We start from the raw sequence: 17792 nt of genomic DNA, 5'->3' as shown, positions 1-17792 counted from the left end.
TTTGAAAAGGAGGGAGAAATTTAAAAATTTCAATATCTCTATTTATACTAATTTTTCGTGGGGCTGGTGATCGGGTTCTGCTCCAAGAGTATTCAAATAGGATGATTGTTATATCATCACCACAGCAACCGTTTGCCGATTGCCGATTGCCCCCACTGGACTAATCATGATAATTTTAACTAAAAAGCCTTTCATCGGCCCATTCATCTACCACCTAAACGGCTATGTCACCAAGCCCGGATATGAAATTCCATTTTCCGACAAAAAATCCTATAACCAACCCATTATGCTGGCTAAACATTTCAACCAACTGCGACGTGACAGCGTCGAGGCTGGTTTTAATGCTGGCAGTGGCAGTGCAGACGTTCGACACTGCCTGATCACCCAACTGATCCTATTGGGTCATCCCGATCTGCCGAATTTCGAGTTCATCCCGCAGCCACCCAGGGAGCAGTGCTATAAGCAGCCGGAGGATGGCCATAGATACCTGGAAAACAGACTACTACGGGCTCGTACCTACACCTATCAGGTCAGCGGCTATATCATCGACCCGTCTAGCCATCCACAATCGTTTATGGAGCTGATTCGATTGGACACACCCCTGTTATCGGGCACTGATTTTTTCCAGATGACCCAGTATCTGCGTAACCACCTGCTGGGTGCAATCCCACACCATCTACTGGTGACTGAATTAAATTTGCTCCACGATCCGATTTACGACCTCCACGATATGTTTCTCTCCACTGTCGCGCGGTGTTCGGATGGAATGTTGCGAGATAACGGGATGTGTGTCGCGAGCAGTTAGTCTAGGGAAGGTGCGAACAAGTGGATCGCACCTTCACCACGAACTCTTTGTCCGCATTTGAAATGCCCATCACTCCAAAAACCTGACTTTTTGCAGCAAGTTTTCGGCTATTAAGCGCCATTTAGCCTTATTTTCGAGGCTTATCTCGATTTTTGGGCACAGCTATCCCATGCCCGTATCATCTGGTCCACGCGAAACAGACTCGCCAGCGTAAACAACATCGCCAGTTGGTTGTCGTTCTTGCGCAGCCCCTTGAACCGCGCCTTCACAAAGCCAAACTGACGTTTGATGATCCGAAACGGGTGCTCCACTTTGGCGTGGATGCTGGATTTGAGCCTCTCAAAGGCAATCAGAGCCTTGTTTTTTCGCGGATGCTTGTTGAGCTCCTTGAGCCTGCCAGGTCGCATCGCAATCGCCCATTGTGCCTTTACATCCGCCAGCTCTTCACGATTTTCCGCACCCTGATATCCTGCGTCAGAGAACACAAATGCCTCCTCGCCATGGAGCAGATTTCCCACTTGATTGAGGTCATGCTCATTGGCTGCCGTGGTCTCCAGACTGTGCGTCAGGCCACTCTTGGCATCGACACCGATATGAGCCTTCATGCCGAAGTACCATTGATTGCCTTTCTTGGTCTGGTGCATCTCACCGTCACGCTCGCCACACTTGTTCTTGGTCGAGCAAGGGGCAGTCTGTTAGTAATCGATTTTTTGCTCATGTAGGTTCATAGAAATCTCAGTTTACACACGTAAAAAAGCCACGGTTTTTTTCCAGAACATCTAAGCTTTTTTTTCATGAACTCATGATTTTTTGGCGAGATTTTTATACTGTTTTTTTACTTTTTATGTTGGAAATAATTATGTGAAACCCCATTATTTTTTCCACGAAAAAGACTTTTCTCCGTGTGGTTTTTTTTGATTTTCATTGTTTTAAACTTCTCACTATAGACAGTGAAAAGAGAGCGAAAAATCAGTTGAAATTTAATGGGAAAAATATTTTAGATATTTTTGATAATTGCTATTGCCATTTGCATGAAATCAACCTAAATTAACTGCAACTAGGCGCGCGCTATACATTTACACCTACAAATAGTGAATGTGTTTTGCGTTAACCTATAAGTTTTTATTTGGCAATAAACTCATTGCTTTGGGGTAGGTCTTCAACCTACCAATAGATAAACACAAGTGCTGAAAAATCTTCGTTAATATATGAGGTTGTATTATGATTGAAAAAGTTAATGATGACGTCTGTGCGATTGAATCTGAGGTTATTAATAATGCACTCGTCCTTTTGATGGGGGCCTATAACCTGAATGAAAACACCTGTGCCCTTGATAAGCATGTGGTGCTCAAAAATAGTAACTATATGTATGAACTTCATGATTTTCCCCCGTTTGTCCTTGTAAATAAGGACATTGCAACGCATGTTGCAAGAGCATTAGATGATGTGTCAATTAAGACATATTATGATGATCTCGCTGATGCATTTTACAATGATGAGAATGGTAGTACTGTTACTTATGATCAAGTACATTCTGATTGGGCCCGTAGCAACATGCCTAGTTACTATATGCCAGGTGGAGACTACCAATCTGCTGAGCATTTCCTTGCAGAGATGGGGGCTGACAATGTGAATGAATCTACTATTATAGAAAATCACAAAATGGCGATAAATGTACTCTCAAGAGTAAAAGTATAGCCATTATTGATGTTGGTTCAGTCGCAAAACTAACTATTGAAAGTTAGTCTGGCTTGCTCCATCAATCTTATTGATGTGTAAGAAGTTTGAACATGATATGTATGAGGTTCAAACACCTTCACCAATAACGTGAAATGCACATCTGATGAAAGTAGCAATCTTAAAATAAGCGGGACTGAAAGCGCAGCGCGTTTGCAGTCCCTTTTTATTTGTTAGATTTGGTATAACGCCTCGATTGTTTTTACGAGGCCAAACATTGTCTATCTAGCATCGATTTTCAGTTAATTTGGCTTGATGCATTAGCCAAATTATTGTCTGCCGTTGCCATCAAGAAAAGGCATTGCCCACCACTGGTTTTCTCCCATTGTGCTCCACTTTGTTCGCACCTTCCCAACGTCGATTGCTCAACTGAGCAAAATCGCATCTCTAGAGTCGGGATTTATCTCTTTCCATCGCTTGATTAGTGTTGTCACGCAGGGGTTACCCGCAAGCTGATTCATACGAACCCAATCAACATCTAGCAAATCAGCAAGTAATCCGATGTCCAGTTCACCTTGCAAGGTGTGCCATTGTCGGATGCTTGGCTGTCTCATTAACTGAGCTTTTGGAGAGGTTAATCCACCGACAACAAAATAACCCTTTTCTTTGTCGTACCATATGCGTTGAATACCCGGTATGTTACTCATCCAGCGTTTGATGTCGTTTAAAGGCTTATCAAAGTATCGAGATAACAAGGTATCTAAACTACCGCTGATTGATGTGTCCTTTTTCTTACCTCGCCTATCTAACCAACGCTGAATAACCTCTTTTTTTACCTGATAGTAAGTCACCTTCGTTTCATTTTGTTGATGAAGCGAAACTAATTGTTCTTGCCATAATTCAACTAATTCTGGCAGTTCACTTTCAAAGCGCATTGCTGCTTTTTGGCTGGACAGAACGCCATCATCACTCAACTCTTTGACAATATTGATTAATACTTCACTATCTGGCAGCATCCAATCCATCAACGGATAAGGCCTCTGTTTCTTGGTTAAATCCGTAAGCGCATCTTCCATACCCAGTGGCAATACATTCGTTTGGTCGTAAGATGGATCTTGCATCATGATTGATACTTGTGCGTCCTTATCCTTACTCAAAACAAGCGTAATTCTTGCCGCAAAGCGTCGTTGTTTATCAACTTCCGTACCGTAGTAATCCATTACAACATTCTGACGATAACTATAGGGCCAATTCTCATTCATCAAAGTGAGCAAATCATCTACAGATGTTTCGAAATTGGCCAAGTACTCATTTGTTTTCAAAGTCATACCAGAATCAGTGGGATCGAAGGGGATCAAAACCGGTCTGTCATTTGAAACCGTAAACAAATAACCATCAGTAATGACAATGGTTGATTCGTTTAAACAGGCGTGTTGCAATGGTAAGACTTGAGAAATAGACTTATTAGAATCAATCAGTAAACGTTTGATCTCTAACTCTTTAAGAACCACTTCAAGCTTTCTAATTATAGCTTCTTTGTATGCCTTGGTGTCTAATAAGTCGTAGTTGTAGGTGTAATATCCGCCTTCAGACGCAACGTATAGCTTTATCGGATCATCGTCTCTTTTTGACTCGATTAACAACCCTTTTTCGACTGGGTCTCCCGTTACATCATGAGGATTAACGTTGATATGTTGAACTGCACACCGTCCAACTAACGACTTCGTTAGTGGATAACGATCATCTTCAATACCTTTTTCCTGATCTAGCAGAATCAAAACGCGGTCAGAACGTTCAAGCTTTATCCGTTCAAAGTCATTTGCCGCAGTTCCATCTAGTAAATTCCACGAAACATCGACGCCTTTCTGTGCAATTATAGATTTAAATAAGTCTAATATTTCTTCACAAGCAACAACGGCATTAACTCTTAGGTCTATAATCTTGATTTCACCGGATATCTCGATGCTTGGGAAAGATGACTTGGCCTTATTGGCCTTATGCTTTGTTTTCAACGTCAGTGGTTGGAGATTTAACGTTTTAGCTGAAAGTTCAAAACCATAGTCACGCGCAAAAAGGATAAACGCATCTTGCACTGGTTTTAACACCATAGGCCAACTTTGCTCAAACCTGGTTGGTGTAGAAAGATCCAGAAACGGACGCTGCTTCCGTGAATTTTTACTCTTTCCAATTTCTTTAAACAGCGTAGCTCTCGGTTTTCTTTCATGGCCAGGATACCACCTGACGAGTACCTTATTTTTGTCATAGACCCATAGAGGCTTTTTAATGCGATCTATATCATCGTCATTAGATAACGGTCTTAATGGAACATTGGTATAGAACAGAGCAATTTCAGTGGTATTACCATCATTTAACTGCTGAGTTCTACAATCTAGACTAATCGCATTTACACCGCCAGCCCAGCTATCTACTTTCAATAACGGACAACCTAAACTGTAAGCGCCTTTACAATGACCGCCAAAAGCCCGTAATGATCGCATCATCAGTCGAATCCACACAGGATTTAACACCGGTGAATATTCAACTCGAACTGGATTAATAGGTTGCAACTCAGCGTCTACAATAGATGGAGGACTATCACTTGAACTTTGTAAAGCGACATAGAGACCAAACTGATTACCATTTTTTTTCATTAAATAGGCAAACTGCCGGCTGTCTAGTTCAGCATCAATACGTTCTTCCCAGGCTTTCTTCTCTTTCCACTGATAGTTGTTATTGAGAAGTGGATAGTGATAAACCACAAATTTGTTGGCTTTATCTGCATCAACCTCGCTATTTAAATAAACTAAATGAGACAGCGGCAACTTCCTCAAATCTTTATTATTATCCATTAACTTTGCTCCCTTATACGCTGCCAAACTATTTTAGAAAACCACTTAAAGCCAGACGTCATTTGATACCCATCGCTCACTAGACAGCCTGGTAAAAACAGGATTGAGGCATTCTCAACTTTTACTGGCTCCAACATTTCAGAGAAGCCAGATAAAGAACAATCTTCACCAGTTAATAGATTCGCGATAACCAAAATGGCATTTTCACCACGGATCTGGCGTATCTTTTCCAACTTTTTAATTAACCCAAAAGGAGAAAAATCAGGATGTTTGCCAGAAGCACACCATTGATCAAAGCCTTCATCAGACTGTTCTAGAGCGGCTATAGACCAAAATTTAGCATCAACAAAAACATCCGCGTTTGCTATCTCAAAATCATATAATTCAAACAGCTCATGGTTATAAACATCTTGTTTAGTAAAAAGCTGCTTATCACTAAGCAATGCGCGAATGCCTTCTTCTCCAATACGTCCTTGTAAAATTCGCTGAATAACGACTGGATGAAATGCAAATTGCTCTTCAATGTCATTAGCAGAAGGATGAAATGAAGTTCGAAAACCTTTGCGATTAAACCAATTCGAGATGGCCGGTTGTCGCTTAACTACTTCATAGAGCGCCTGGGGATTATATTTAATCAATCCGGCTGCTCGCTTCGCAAAGAACTGCCAACTTTTCGGGTCATACCATATTTCACCAGTAGCCTTTGACTCTTCCGGTCTTTCAAAACATGCCCAACGACACAAAGGCTCATTTATGCCGAAAGTATTTTTCTGAGGTTTCCATTGAAGATCATGCTGTAATACAGCTCGGCCTAGTTCATACCAAAGCCCTGAAATTTCTTCAATACAACCCTTACCTTGTCGTGCATCTCGGATAGCAGAAACCAACTTGTTATCAATAATATCTACTGCACCAGAGCCATCCTGGGATCGCGTTCTCAACAGCTCAAGAAAGTTAGAAACCGAAGCGTTTTCTGAGTAAACAAGATCATCAATAAGCTGATTGTTAAGGTTTGAAACCCAATTTCGGTTGTTAGTAAAAACTGTTAGTTGGCCGTAATTACGAAGATGACCTGCTACATCATCGCTCAAATGAATCGCTACATGAGGCACATATGCCCAAGCACGTTCAATACGACCAACTTGCTGCTGAACATCAGCGGCAAGATTCTTAACGTAGTCATTTGTCCCTTTATAAAGCTTGTTTAGCTCCTGGATTTTAGAGACTGAGTTATTCATCAATGGCATAATGAATTGCCGTTGCTGTTTACGTGAAAACTCTGAGCGCCTGACTAATTTTTCTAAGTTTCTGAGTTGAAAGCCAGCATGAGACATTTCATCATCAGCATCATTACTATCCCATGGTGAAAAGTAAAAGTGCTTACTTTCAATAATAAAAAGCGACGTCAGATCCATCCTTCCTTGAGAGTTAGGCAAGGAGTAATCCAAATTAATACCATTGGTTGCGGATGCGGTTTGTGTCATTACAACGACAATACGACCAGAGTCGAACGCCGCTTGATATGCGTGCTCAAATCCCTCTTTCTTTTGTGCCTCTGCATTTAGTAAGCAAATCATCATAGGCTTACCGTTGACAGTTAAAGGAATAAATACATCGTCAAAAGAAGACAATACTCCGGCCGTTGGTCGCTCCATTTCAAGCCAATCAGCGCTAATTCTGCTGTTTTCTGCGGTATCACTAATCAACCACTTCCTCAGGTATTTAACTGAGTTAACAAAGGCCAAATGCCCTTTATGTTGTGGCTCATTCGATGCTAAACGTAGAACATGTAGTAATTTAAACAGCACAGACTGCCGGTATGCATACTTGTAGTCTGAGTTCTCAGCCTCAAAAAATACTGCATTTAAATGCAGTTTTGCCTCCTGAAAAACTGGAGAATTGATTGCATCATCAAAGTCGTGGATCGCGGTTTTCAGTGCCGAGCGACGCTTTTCCGATTTGTCTTTAACCAATGAGCGGATCACAGCCATTTGTAGCTGCCTATCCTCGCCAGTTTGTAAATATGGAATCGGCTTCTTAAACCAATCTTCGGGGCGCGGCTCAAAACTATCACCCAAAAAACTCTCGTTACATTGTGGATTGCGGGCCTGTGCAACGTAACGCAAAGCGCTTTCAATCCAGCGTATATCAAAATGGCCAATTGCCCTCTCGATATAAGAGGTTGCGGATAACGCAAAAACGAGATTCCGACTAGATAGCGAAACCATTAACCCTTCAGGTGTTGTCGGCAATAGTGCTCGTTTAATCTTGATCCTCAGTGGGTCAATATCTGCTTCGGCTTCATCAGTGGTTAACAGCCAGGTTGTCAGGCCAAACATATTCGTTTGAGTATTTGGCAATAGGTTTGATTTACTCAGCGCCTCTAACTCAGCTAAGCTTGTACGGGGTAAGGAGAATAGTGATAAACTAGGTAAAGCTGTGCTGTAGTATGATGGTCGATAGTCATTAGCGGGGTCGAAAAGTAATCGGTTTAACCTAACAAGATACTCATAGGCTTCGGACTCATCGGTCGCAAACTGTGACAACAATAAACTGAAGCGTCTGATATATTTCTCCATCACCCGCAAAAAATCACCGACATCAACCGATACATCATCGCTTTCACCATGACTTTTCACTTCAAAGCCATAGGGTTTTTGCTGTAACTGCAAAGGTTCACTGGTCACTAAGTGATCTGAGCGAAACAAATATTTCTTTTCGAACGGAGCACCTGATTCATACTGCTTTAAAGGGATTACCAGCGCCCTAGACTGATTGAGATCGACACCTTTACTCGTTAGATCCTCCTCTAAGTCGGCAATAAGCTGTTTAAGCTCACTGTAAAGCTCAGGTATAGGTTCGGCAGTAACAAACTGCATTCGCGCTAATAAGCGCTTACCCCCTTCAAGTAATTGACCAATACACTCTGGCGGTTCTTGCACCATTTGAGACTGTGCGAGTAATGTTTGTAAAATGTCAGCTTGGTAATCAAATTCATCAACAAATACCACCTTACCGGCCAGTTGCCCGCTCGACATCCTGACTTTCTGTTTACCGTCGTAAAATGAAGCAAACATTTTTTGTGTCGTTAACACCAGCAAATGTTGCTTATCATCGTGCCAGGCAATAGCAGGAAAAATTCTGCGCACCCATTTATTTTCTCTGAATAAGCGAAGCTTTTCTTTTGCTTGCCTCGTGAGTTCATGCGTCTTGCCATAGTGCTTACTGGAATATTTCACTGCCTTCTCTAAGGATGACATACCACCAAGTAGCGAGCGCTCGACAAACCCACACAGTTTTCTTAGTTCCTGCTCTTCTCGTTCGAGTAAGACGCCCATCGAATCAGGACTTTTCTTTTTGTACTCAACATTACGGGCAATGGCTGAAACGTTGTGGCAAGCACGGACGAGAGCCTCTTTATCAGCATTAGAACGAAACACTCCTAAACCATGGATATCCTCAATAGCCTTATAAGGATCGGGCAAGTCAGATTTTTGAACACCTTGTTCATGTGGCAGTGCCCGTTGAGAAACGGCACTGACAACAGTTTCATCCTGAGCATAAAGAATACTAACGAGTAGTGGGTTACCTGAGCTATCTTTTGCACTCGTTGCACTTTCATAAATGTCATGCAGGATGTTCCAGCGATGGGTGACCAATATGGCCTGCAACCCTTTTGATTTTATAAATTCAAGGCTCGCTGGAATTTTCCCGCCTGGGCTACGATAAAGAGAACTACTTTTGCCACCGCCTGTTGGACCTTGTAACTGGCAAAAGCCAGCAATAGCATTTTCGTTCTTTGCATTAACCGATAGAGCAAGTGCCTGTTCAATCGTATGCGCAATGATTTGATTATAAGAAGTCGGTATTGGCTGACTCATCTAAATCCTCGTTAACTTGATAATCCTTTGGAGTTTCGCCCCTTTTTTAGAAGGAGCGACAAGGTTGGAGACAACACAACACCAACAAATCACTCATTAATTCAATTCAGGCACGATCTCTTGCGACCAACTGTCTTCCATCAGCATTCTGAAGGACATACCGCCCGACGCTGCTTCCAATGTAAGCTTTCCGGCATCCACCGCCGTCTTGACATGCTCAGTTAAAAGCTCAAACAAACGACGTTTGTACTCAGTGTCGTCGTTGCCTTTTAAATGCTCGCCCTTGGTTTCCAACACCGAGAAACGGTAATTACCTGAGCTAGGCTGTTCGACGCACACCAATAAGTCAGGGTAAACCTTTTGCTTTTGCCACCCTTGTAGGCTGTACTCGCGCTGATTTACCGCAATGCGATGCCACCAATACACAGATTCTTGTTTGTCCAAATACCAGGCTGTGTCTCGCTCTAAATTGTTAAGCCCATTTTGATAGACCTTTTCGAACAGGCTTTTTTCGAGTTCAGATCCATCTTTGCGGCGAAGCACCTGATCATGCTCACTGACGTTTACGTCAATGGTTTGCGCCAGTTCCCAATTTAGCTTTTCGTTATCTGAAGCAAGCAGGCGCAGGGAGATATCCCCCTTGTCCAACTTAGACCTGAAGATTTGCTCCGACAATTGAGCAACCTGTTGTTTAATGTCGCGCTTCATCTCTTTGAGTAGCTCAAGGCGGTTAGTAAACAACGCCTCCTCAGAAACACCATTACCACGCAAGATGTCTAATGTCTGTTTTAACACCCGCATGGCTTGCCATGGGTTTGGAATAACATCGGTGAGCTGTCTTACCATAAACGAGATATCTAGACCTGCACTGGGGTCAAACTCAACGCTTTGGTGTACCGGATCGGCCAAGTCCAATTCGCCTTGGTTATCCTTTGACATTTTGTAGTCGATACGGGCAATCGTGCGCTGTAATTTGTCGTCCACTAGCTGGAAGTTCTCTGCATTCAAATAAGACAGCGATTCCCAATCCAGGTCACCCAGCACATCCCGTTCATAGTCAAACAAACGGTAGCCATCTTTGTTCCCAGCATCACGATGTAAAACCCGAGGCAAGAATATTTTAGGTAGGTTACGAAAACGCTCTCTACGCAATAAGGTTTCTTTGCTCACTACTGCGGCGGGTTTATTGGCTTCCGAGGCTTTAACCTGATTCGCCACATCCCCCATACCTTCTTCTTCTAAACCTTGCTTAACACCGGCGACAGCTTCCATCACATCCTGATCAAAGGTGTAGACATAACACTCATCTAAGCTTGGTTTTTGCGTCAATCGCGCATGTGGTTGACGTAGTACCCGGCCAATCATTTGGGTGATTGCCGTTTTTGCGGTCATTTTAGACAACACGGTTAACACATAAGCAAAGGGGCAATCCCACCCTTCACGCAGCGCATCCTTTGTGATGATGTATTTAACAGGGCACATTTCGCTGAGCAAATCATCATCACCCAACTCGTCTTTGTCCGACGTTTTCAGGCGAATCTCATTTTCATTTACGCCCAGTTTGTCCATCAAATATTCGCGGGTGTCTTCCGCATGAACAAAGGCTGAATCTCGTTGATCTTTACCTGTCCGCTCAACACGGATCAGCATGATGGGCCGAATATAGCGACCGGTTTCGTTTTGTAGCTGCCCGGCATCCTGTTCAAGCTCAGCCAATTTAGCGTGCGCAAGCGACAAGGTATGCTTCCACTCACTTTTGTCTTCGTTGATTAAGTTAATGGGTAACTTAATCATTTGCTCATCTTTCAGTGCTTGCCCAGACACATTCACCAGCACATTTGAATGATGTTTACCGTTTGCGTTCGGCGTTGCCGAGAGCTCAAGAATAAACTTAGGATTGAAACCACAAAGCGTATCTCTGGCCGTTTCGCTGTATGCCTTGTGGCCTTCATCAACAATAATAATGGGCCGTACTATACGTAACACATTGCCCAAGCTTTGTTTGACTGACACTGAGCCTGGGGCTATGCCTTCTTGCCAACCGTAATCGGATAGATCGTTACAATCTAAATTACGAATACTGCTCAATAGCGCCTCATTGGCGGTGGTGTCATCTTCAATGGGGAAGAAGGTGGTAAATCGCCCGCTATCACGGAACATGCGTAGCGTTTCTTTCGATTGACGCGCACTGGATTGCAGCATCAACAACATAACGCACAGGTTTTCGTCGGTATCCCGCTTGGTAAATGCATCGTTCTTTTCGAGCATTTTTACCCGCCCACCCGAAGCACGTTCAAGCATTTGCCGATACGGATGCTCACGATTGGCCAACTGTTTCCAGGTTTGTTTGTAAATGGCATCCGATGGCACCACCCAGAGCACCATACCGGTTTGTTGCGTAAACAAATCCGTTTGCAGGCGCTCGACCGCAGCAACGCCAAGTAAGGTTTTACCGCCACCCGTCGGCACTTTCAGGCACACGTTAGGAATTGGCCGCTCTAAGCCGTCAAACCTTGTGACATAAGGCGCAGGCACCAAGTGACCGCTCTTGTCTTTAAGTAGGTCAATACGGCGCTCCTGTACCAGAGCTTCCCACGTATCTTTGGCGTAATCGGTTAAGCGAGCCTCTTTGCCTTTCATTTTCTGAAAAGCAACAAAGTCTTCCGCTTCTTCCTTGGTGTCGGCCAGCTTTTTTAAGTAATAATCCAGCTTATCCAGCACACCGTTTTGGTAGTCTTTTAACTCCATGTTACGCCCCCATAATGCGATGGATAGCGTAAGGCAACTGGCAAAACTCAATGCGTTTTTCAGTTAAGTCCTTCTGACTCATAAATTTCGCAACAGCGAATACAATCGTGCGTTTTTTCGTGGCATTTTTTTTAACAATCTCAGCTACTTTGTCCGCGTTTAATGCCGCTTCATTTGAGCGCAGCCATTCGCTATCTGGACGATAGAACAGATGAATACGGAATAGATCTGTTTCACCGATAAAACCATCAGCAGAAGCTTTAGCGACCGTTGCTAACGACTGCCCAGTGGCGGTATAAAACACATAACGTGCGAGCGCGTCAAACGACGGCATTGCATCACCAGTGAGCAAACTTTCAATTTGGATCGGTTCACCCAAGGTACAATAAGTGAAACTGCCACCAATGCCTGGGGAAAACTCATCCACTTTGCGCTCACCGGTGACAGTCAGCACACCGTCTTTGAGCTCTTTTTTGATGTTGTCGAAATCTTTGCTGTGTTTTGCTTCCACTTTGGCAATTTTTTCCAACAGCTCAGCGTGTTTTTTCTCAAAAACCGACCAGGTGATTTTTTCAGAAAGCAGTTCTTGCTTTTGGTTTCCTTTGAAGGGGTAACCGTTAATAACCCGGCGAACACGTTCAGCAGTTAATGTATCGGCGTAGTCTTCACACTCAACTAAGATAAACTTCCGATTACCATTGTCATTTTTATTAGCCTCTAGTACCGCATGTGCTGTTGTTCCTGAACCAGCAAAGGAATCTATTACAATGGAAGTTTCTGTAGTTGCTAGCTCTAACACTCGAGCTATTAACGTCGATGGTTTAGGTGTGATGAACACATCAGAGGACGCTTCAAAGTCCATTACTTGGAGCAACTCTTTTTTCGCATCTTGAGTGTGACCGACATCTTTGTTCAACCAAAGGGTTTGAGGAACCCTACCGTCTTTAACATCTGATAAATATCGTTTTAATCTTGGCTGATTATCACCATTTGCTCCCCACCAAATTTTTCCTTGAGAGTCTAACCGGTCAAAATTGTCCTTTGAGACCCTCCAATATGTTCCTTTAGGTGGGCCAGAAATGATCCGTCCAGAGGGACAAGTAATCGAATATGTTCCTTCTGAATAAAAATTACGAGCAGATAAATCCCCCGAAGTCCATGGGCCATTTGGGTCGTCATCAGGATTAGAATACCGCGCTTCCATTTCTTCAGTGCGAGCTAGTAAGTTAGGTCTCCAGACTTCTTTGTTTTTTGCATATACCAGAATAAAATCATGGTCTTCCGAAAAAAATTGTGCTGTATTTTTAGGACTAAACACCTTCTGCCAAATACATGTAGCAACAAAATTTTCTTCGCCAAAAATTTCATCCATCAAAACTTTGAATCTATGAGCTTCATTATCATCCAAGGTGATCCAAATTGACCCACTTTCACTCAGTAGTTCGCGAAGCAGAATGAGTCTCGGCCACATCATGCATAGCCATTTGTCATGACGCTCCAAATCTTCTTTATCAACGGGATTAGCTGACTTTTTCAACCACTCCTGCATCAATGGTGAACGCACATTGTCGTTATAACACCAGCCTTCATTACCCGTGTTGTAAGGAGGGTCGATAAAAATGCAGTCTACTTTACCGGCATGAGTCGGCAGTAACGCCTTGAGGGCTTCGAGGTTATCGCCATGGATGATGAGGTTGTCATCCAGTGAGGCCGCCTTACCTTGCTGTGGTAACGATTTATCGGCGACCACTTTGAGTTCACGAAACGGCACACTCAGGTGGTGTGAATACACAAACTGCTTACCTTTAAAATCCAACGTTGGCATAGGTATTCCTTAAATTCTTCATTAATTCTAATGATTAATCTCTAGTAATAAAAAGTGTTGCCTGGGTTGTGCTCATCGTCTAAGTGACATAACCCGGCGCAATTGCGAGGTTTTGTACCCCATAAAGCGCGGCACGATTGTTCAATGCCAGTTGGCATTGACTGCTTGATAAGCAAGCGGTCTCGGAACAATCGACATTCCAAAGCCTGAGCAAATACCCCGCAGTTGCAGCTCTGATTTCAACCTTCAGTACGCCACCCGCCATGCCATAGTCCAGCTCAATCGCTTCGCTGTGCGCTATGCGTGGGTGCGGCACTAACTCCAGCTCTACGAATCGGTTCCACTGTCGATCTTGGGTTTCGAGCTCACTTTCTTTGATAACAGAAGGCGACAAGGTTGAATCTTCGAGCACAGCAGCGGTTTTAATTCGGGTCAGTACAAAGTCACGGAATTCACTACGCTTGCGGTCAAAACCACGAACGTGCCAACGCAGACCATTATCCACCAGCGTATGAGGCACAATTTCACGGGTTGTTTCACCGCTTGATAGCGATACATAGGTGATACGCAAGGCTTTGCCTTTGTGTATGGCCTCGGAGACTTTCGCCACTATCGATAAACTCGGTTTGTTAAGGTGATAAGGTGCTTCACACGCAAGAGGTGGTTTTACCTTGCCTGTGAAGCCATCGCCATACCCTTGGCTAATCGTCGCCAGTGTTCGAACGATGTCATAGTCGAACAAGGGTTCAAATGCTTCACCACGCTTATGCAACTTGAGCTTTGGGTCATACTCAATGTTGTTTGGTGCAAGCTCTCGGTACATTGTGAAGTCTTTCGTGGCCTGAGCGGCGGCTATGCTAAAGCGATCGACTAAATCCGCCCGAACCGCTTCTCCTTTAAACAGTAAGGTGAAATCGATGTGAGCAATGCGATCTCTGGTTGCTTGGGGCAACTGTGCTATCTGCGAAGACCTATCTGGTTTCGCCACTACCGTTTGTTTTAAACCATCATCTGTCATGCGTCTTGCTCATCCAATTCAACCAGTTTCTTAAAACTCTGTTTATCAAGCGGTGACCGACATCGCGTAATCACATTGAACAGTGTCGCTCAACGCAGCTCTTCATCCGCAATGACTTAGCAATCTCTATTGGGTGAAGCAGGACCGATAGCCATGAGACACTGAATAGGCTTTAACCTAATCAATTTTATTAGGTGTCATCGTATCACAAGTTATTTTGTAGGGAAGACTAAGCGACAACTTTTTGATCTTGATTGCTATTGTCGCTCAGGTATCGGCATGAAGACCTTGTTTTGTGCCATTGCTGATAGCCGCTATCAATGTGCTACCCGAACCAGTGGCACGAGGATGTTACTGATTTGAGATACACCTTTCCTGAGTCTGTAGATATCAGGGCACGTCGACTCTCTCGAACGCGCCTGGCAACTTCTGCCAGTACAGATCAGTTATCACCTGACACTAGCCTTAAATTGGTGCGAGATTCCGCTTTAGTTTAGGACGCCGTGCTCGATGCGCCCGATAAGATCGAGCACGGCCTGGATGTGTTCTGGACTATCCTGGTAGTCAACCGGACGCCTGCCCCCAAGTGCTATCGCAGGTTTCTGCAACCATCGTAGTGCACGTGATGCATTACCATCATGTAATGCTATGGCCGCAGCCATTACTGCGGGGGCTACTGGTGGATCTTGACTAATGAGTGGATGTCGAGCCGGATCCTGAATACTGGCCAGATGTAGATCAATGTCCAGATCAGGCCACCGTACTCCGTCATCCCCTAACGGCTCAACGCTAAACACCGATGCTACTGGAGCTCCGCTAAAACACGGAAAATGTCTAAATTCCAAAAAATGCTTTTTTCCGTCCGCGTACAACCACAGTCCCAGTGGCTCAATGCTCAAAACAGCTATCGTTTGGTCCATTGTTTTGCTCCCCAATTCTACCTGGCGTCAGGCATCCTATATAAAGAAACCAATCTGACGGTGGCCAATCACACATGCCCATAATCGATTGGCTTCTCACTATACCTGTAAAATCCATCCCATTTTGAGTCCCTTTATCAATGATGTGTCAATTTGAGCCTATAACTGGTATTTCTACCGACGCCACTTGACCCTTTTTCTAGGCAGTTTTTTTCAAGTAGATCAGTAAGGTGGCGTGTCGCAGTTGATTTGCTCACCTGAGCAATTTTTTGATACTGGCTGGCACTAATGCACGGTAGGCCGCCCTGTATGTAACCGTCTAACAAATGGTTCAGGATCTGGATTTGTTCTGTGAACAGCTGGTCGCTAGCGTGTTGCTGCCAGAAACGGTTCCGGGCCAGAGTATGGGTGCATGATTGTTGGGCCTGTTCCAGCGTGACGTTGAGTGTGTCCAAAAACCAAACCAGCCACTCTGTGACATCCACGCCTCCTCTCTGAGTCTGCTCCAGAGCGCGATAGTAATCGGCTCGGTGTTCGAAAATCACGGTCGACATTGCATACAGAGTGATGCTCTGGTTGTCGGCCTGAGAGAGTGCAAGATCGGTTAGGGCTCGGGTGACCCTCCCATTACCGTCATCAAACGGATGCAAAGTGACAAACCATATGTGGCTGATGGCGGCCCTTAGTAATGGGTCTAGGCAGGGGTCATCGAGACTGGTTCTGAACCAGTCGATGAAAGTGGCCAATTCCTGCTCCAGCCCCTCTCGTGGTGGGGCTTCGAAATGCACGATGAGTCGATCACGTGCTCCGGATATCACCTGCATCGGCTCATCACCACGCAGCTGGCCAACGCGTATCTGATGCGATCTCCGGTCATCAGCGGGGAAAAGCCAGCGGTGCCATTGCAGCAAGCGTTCCAGCGTCAATTGCTCATCGTTGTTATAGATTGCATCAACAATCATGGCCGCCAATCCATCAGAGCGATCTGAGGTGGGGTAAGGTGCCTGTTCCGATATGTCAAGGTGACGAGCCAGCGATGTACGTAATGATTGCCCATTAAGTCGTTGATTCTCGATGGCCGATGAAGCAATAAGATTGGCAAGTAGCGTATCAAGCACATGTGACTGATGCGCTAGTTTTGTGCTGTGGGCTGATAAGTGAAGGCCCTGGAGTAGTCCCAGATTGCGGTACACCATGCGTAGCCGTGGCAGTAACGGCTTATCTTGCCAGCAAAAATTTGGCCACTCTTCGTGTTGCCAGATCCAGTTTGCTGCCATCGATAACCTCGTTGATTCTGTGTCGCGGGCAAGTAGTGCAATGCCACAAATGAGCCGAACTGACACCTTATTCGGCTCACAGTGTGAACCGATAATAGCCATCATTCGGCTCATGACACAACTAGTACCATTGAAAGAACCTGCTGGGGATGTCGTTTGTCGGAAGATGCTGCACAATAAGTGACTAACCGCACAAATGGAGCTGCAAGATATGAAAATTATGGCAATAAAAGAGGTAGAGGTAGTCAGCGATGTCCGCTGTGATGTCTGTGAAAAGAGCTGCCAAACGGACTGTTCAAACATCTCGTTTGGAACATTGAGTGCCCAATGGGGTTATGGCTCTCAGCACGATGGTGAACAGTACGAGGTCCATCTGTGCGAGTGCTGCTTCTTTCAAGTCATCGCAAATATGAAAGAGGAGCGGCGTGGGGCCATGATGTTTTCAGAAAAAGAATATGATCTAGAACGGGATTTTGGGTTGGTCAGTCGGAACCTAGAGCTTATCTGACCCCATACAAGACAGATTTTTGTGTTAAGCAGTCTCTCCAAGTGCCTTTGCATCGGTCAGATAGGAGCTACAACGCAGTCAATTGCCACAACCTATGTGGTTGACATTTAATTAATTTCCTATATAAAAGTACGATAAGTCTCATAGCAATTACCTGAGACAATTATGTAGCTTTTATTTCGGTAAAAAATGCGTAAGCTATTGAAATTGAAGGTTATATTTGTGCTGTGATGTACGAGAATGAGGGTTCGAATCCCTCCCTCACCGCCAAATAAAACAAAAGG

General features: G+C 44.3%; 10 protein-coding genes and 2 pseudogenes. 4 read left to right on the top strand and 8 right to left on the bottom strand.

Going from position 1 to position 17792, the window contains the following annotated elements; genetic code table 11:
* The first annotated feature begins 166 nt into the window (after positions 1–166).
* Complete coding sequence (locus AACR77_RS01670) at positions 167–805, top strand: hypothetical protein (RefSeq protein ID WP_042877935.1); 639 nt, start codon at positions 167–169, stop codon at positions 803–805.
* A gap of 140 nt (positions 806–945) precedes the next feature.
* Here AACR77_RS01670 and AACR77_RS01665 read toward each other — a convergent pair.
* Positions 946–1494, bottom strand: a pseudogene (locus AACR77_RS01665) (IS5 family transposase); the annotation flags it as partial.
* A gap of 532 nt (positions 1495–2026) precedes the next feature.
* On the opposite strand from AACR77_RS01665, the gene AACR77_RS01660 reads away from it, so the two are divergent.
* Positions 2027–2503, top strand: a complete 477-nt coding sequence (locus AACR77_RS01660; RefSeq protein WP_139739412.1) for a hypothetical protein — start codon at positions 2027–2029, stop codon at positions 2501–2503.
* A gap of 404 nt (positions 2504–2907) precedes the next feature.
* On the opposite strand, the gene AACR77_RS01655 is transcribed toward AACR77_RS01660, so the two are convergent.
* The 7 genes from AACR77_RS01655 to AACR77_RS01630 form a co-directional block, all read right to left on the bottom strand.
* Positions 2908–5331, bottom strand: a complete 2424-nt coding sequence (locus tag AACR77_RS01655) for a hypothetical protein (RefSeq protein ID WP_042877930.1) — start codon at positions 5329–5331, stop codon at positions 2908–2910.
* Complete coding sequence (locus AACR77_RS01650; RefSeq protein WP_081999272.1) at positions 5331–9212, bottom strand: hypothetical protein; 3882 nt, start codon at positions 9210–9212, stop codon at positions 5331–5333. Before AACR77_RS01650 ends, AACR77_RS01655 begins: the two co-directional genes overlap by 1 nt.
* A gap of 96 nt (positions 9213–9308) precedes the next feature.
* Entirely contained in the window at positions 9309–11960 is a 2652-nt protein-coding gene (locus AACR77_RS01645; RefSeq protein ID WP_042877926.1) for a DEAD/DEAH box helicase, read from the bottom strand.
* A 1-nt stretch (position 11961) separates the two neighbouring features.
* Positions 11962–13785 (bottom strand): site-specific DNA-methyltransferase, encoded by a 1824-nt coding sequence (locus AACR77_RS01640; protein ID WP_042877924.1) that lies wholly within the window; start codon positions 13783–13785, stop codon positions 11962–11964.
* A gap of 79 nt (positions 13786–13864) precedes the next feature.
* Positions 13865–14803 (bottom strand): WYL domain-containing protein, encoded by a 939-nt coding sequence (locus AACR77_RS01635; RefSeq protein WP_042877922.1) that lies wholly within the window; start codon positions 14801–14803, stop codon positions 13865–13867.
* 488 nt (positions 14804–15291) lie between these two features.
* Positions 15292–15723: an antitoxin Xre/MbcA/ParS toxin-binding domain-containing protein gene (locus AACR77_RS23080; RefSeq protein ID WP_081999271.1), complete on the bottom strand. Its 432-nt coding sequence runs from the start codon at positions 15721–15723 to the stop codon at positions 15292–15294.
* A gap of 137 nt (positions 15724–15860) precedes the next feature.
* Positions 15861–17105 (bottom strand): Fic family protein, encoded by a 1245-nt coding sequence (locus AACR77_RS01630; RefSeq protein WP_339373207.1) that lies wholly within the window; start codon positions 17103–17105, stop codon positions 15861–15863.
* Positions 17106–17211: 106 nt separating this feature from the next.
* On the opposite strand from AACR77_RS01630, the gene AACR77_RS01625 reads away from it, so the two are divergent.
* Both AACR77_RS01625 and AACR77_RS01620 read left to right on the top strand, forming a co-directional pair.
* A complete protein-coding gene (locus tag AACR77_RS01625; RefSeq protein WP_042877918.1) occupies positions 17212–17508 on the top strand; it encodes a hypothetical protein in 297 nt (98 codons plus the stop codon).
* A gap of 167 nt (positions 17509–17675) precedes the next feature.
* Positions 17676–17778: pseudogene (locus AACR77_RS01620) on the top strand.
* Positions 17779–17792 lie beyond the last annotated feature (14 nt).

This window comes from Aeromonas sp. ZOR0002 (assembly GCF_963866995.1).
GTDB classification, from domain to species: Bacteria; Pseudomonadota; Gammaproteobacteria; order Enterobacterales; family Aeromonadaceae; genus Aeromonas; species Aeromonas caviae.
This window is presented reverse-complemented; position numbering and strand designations above follow the sequence as displayed.

Coding starts and splice junctions, on each gene's coding strand:
- AACR77_RS01670 (WP_042877935.1), top strand. CDS start 167: ATGATAATTTTAACTAAAAAGCCTTTCATCGGCCCATTCATCTACCAC.
- AACR77_RS01660 (WP_139739412.1), top strand. CDS start 2,027: ATGATTGAAAAAGTTAATGATGACGTCTGTGCGATTGAATCTGAGGTT.
- AACR77_RS01655 (WP_042877930.1), bottom strand. CDS start 5,331: ATGGATAATAATAAAGATTTGAGGAAGTTGCCGCTGTCTCATTTAGTT.
- AACR77_RS01650 (WP_081999272.1), bottom strand. CDS start 9,212: ATGAGTCAGCCAATACCGACTTCTTATAATCAAATCATTGCGCATACG.
- AACR77_RS01645 (WP_042877926.1), bottom strand. CDS start 11,960: ATGGAGTTAAAAGACTACCAAAACGGTGTGCTGGATAAGCTGGATTAT.
- AACR77_RS01640 (WP_042877924.1), bottom strand. CDS start 13,785: ATGCCAACGTTGGATTTTAAAGGTAAGCAGTTTGTGTATTCACACCAC.
- AACR77_RS01635 (WP_042877922.1), bottom strand. CDS start 14,803: ATGACAGATGATGGTTTAAAACAAACGGTAGTGGCGAAACCAGATAGG.
- AACR77_RS23080 (WP_081999271.1), bottom strand. CDS start 15,723: ATGGACCAAACGATAGCTGTTTTGAGCATTGAGCCACTGGGACTGTGG.
- AACR77_RS01630 (WP_339373207.1), bottom strand. CDS start 17,105: ATGATGGCTATTATCGGTTCACACTGTGAGCCGAATAAGGTGTCAGTT.
- AACR77_RS01625 (WP_042877918.1), top strand. CDS start 17,212: ATGAAAATTATGGCAATAAAAGAGGTAGAGGTAGTCAGCGATGTCCGC.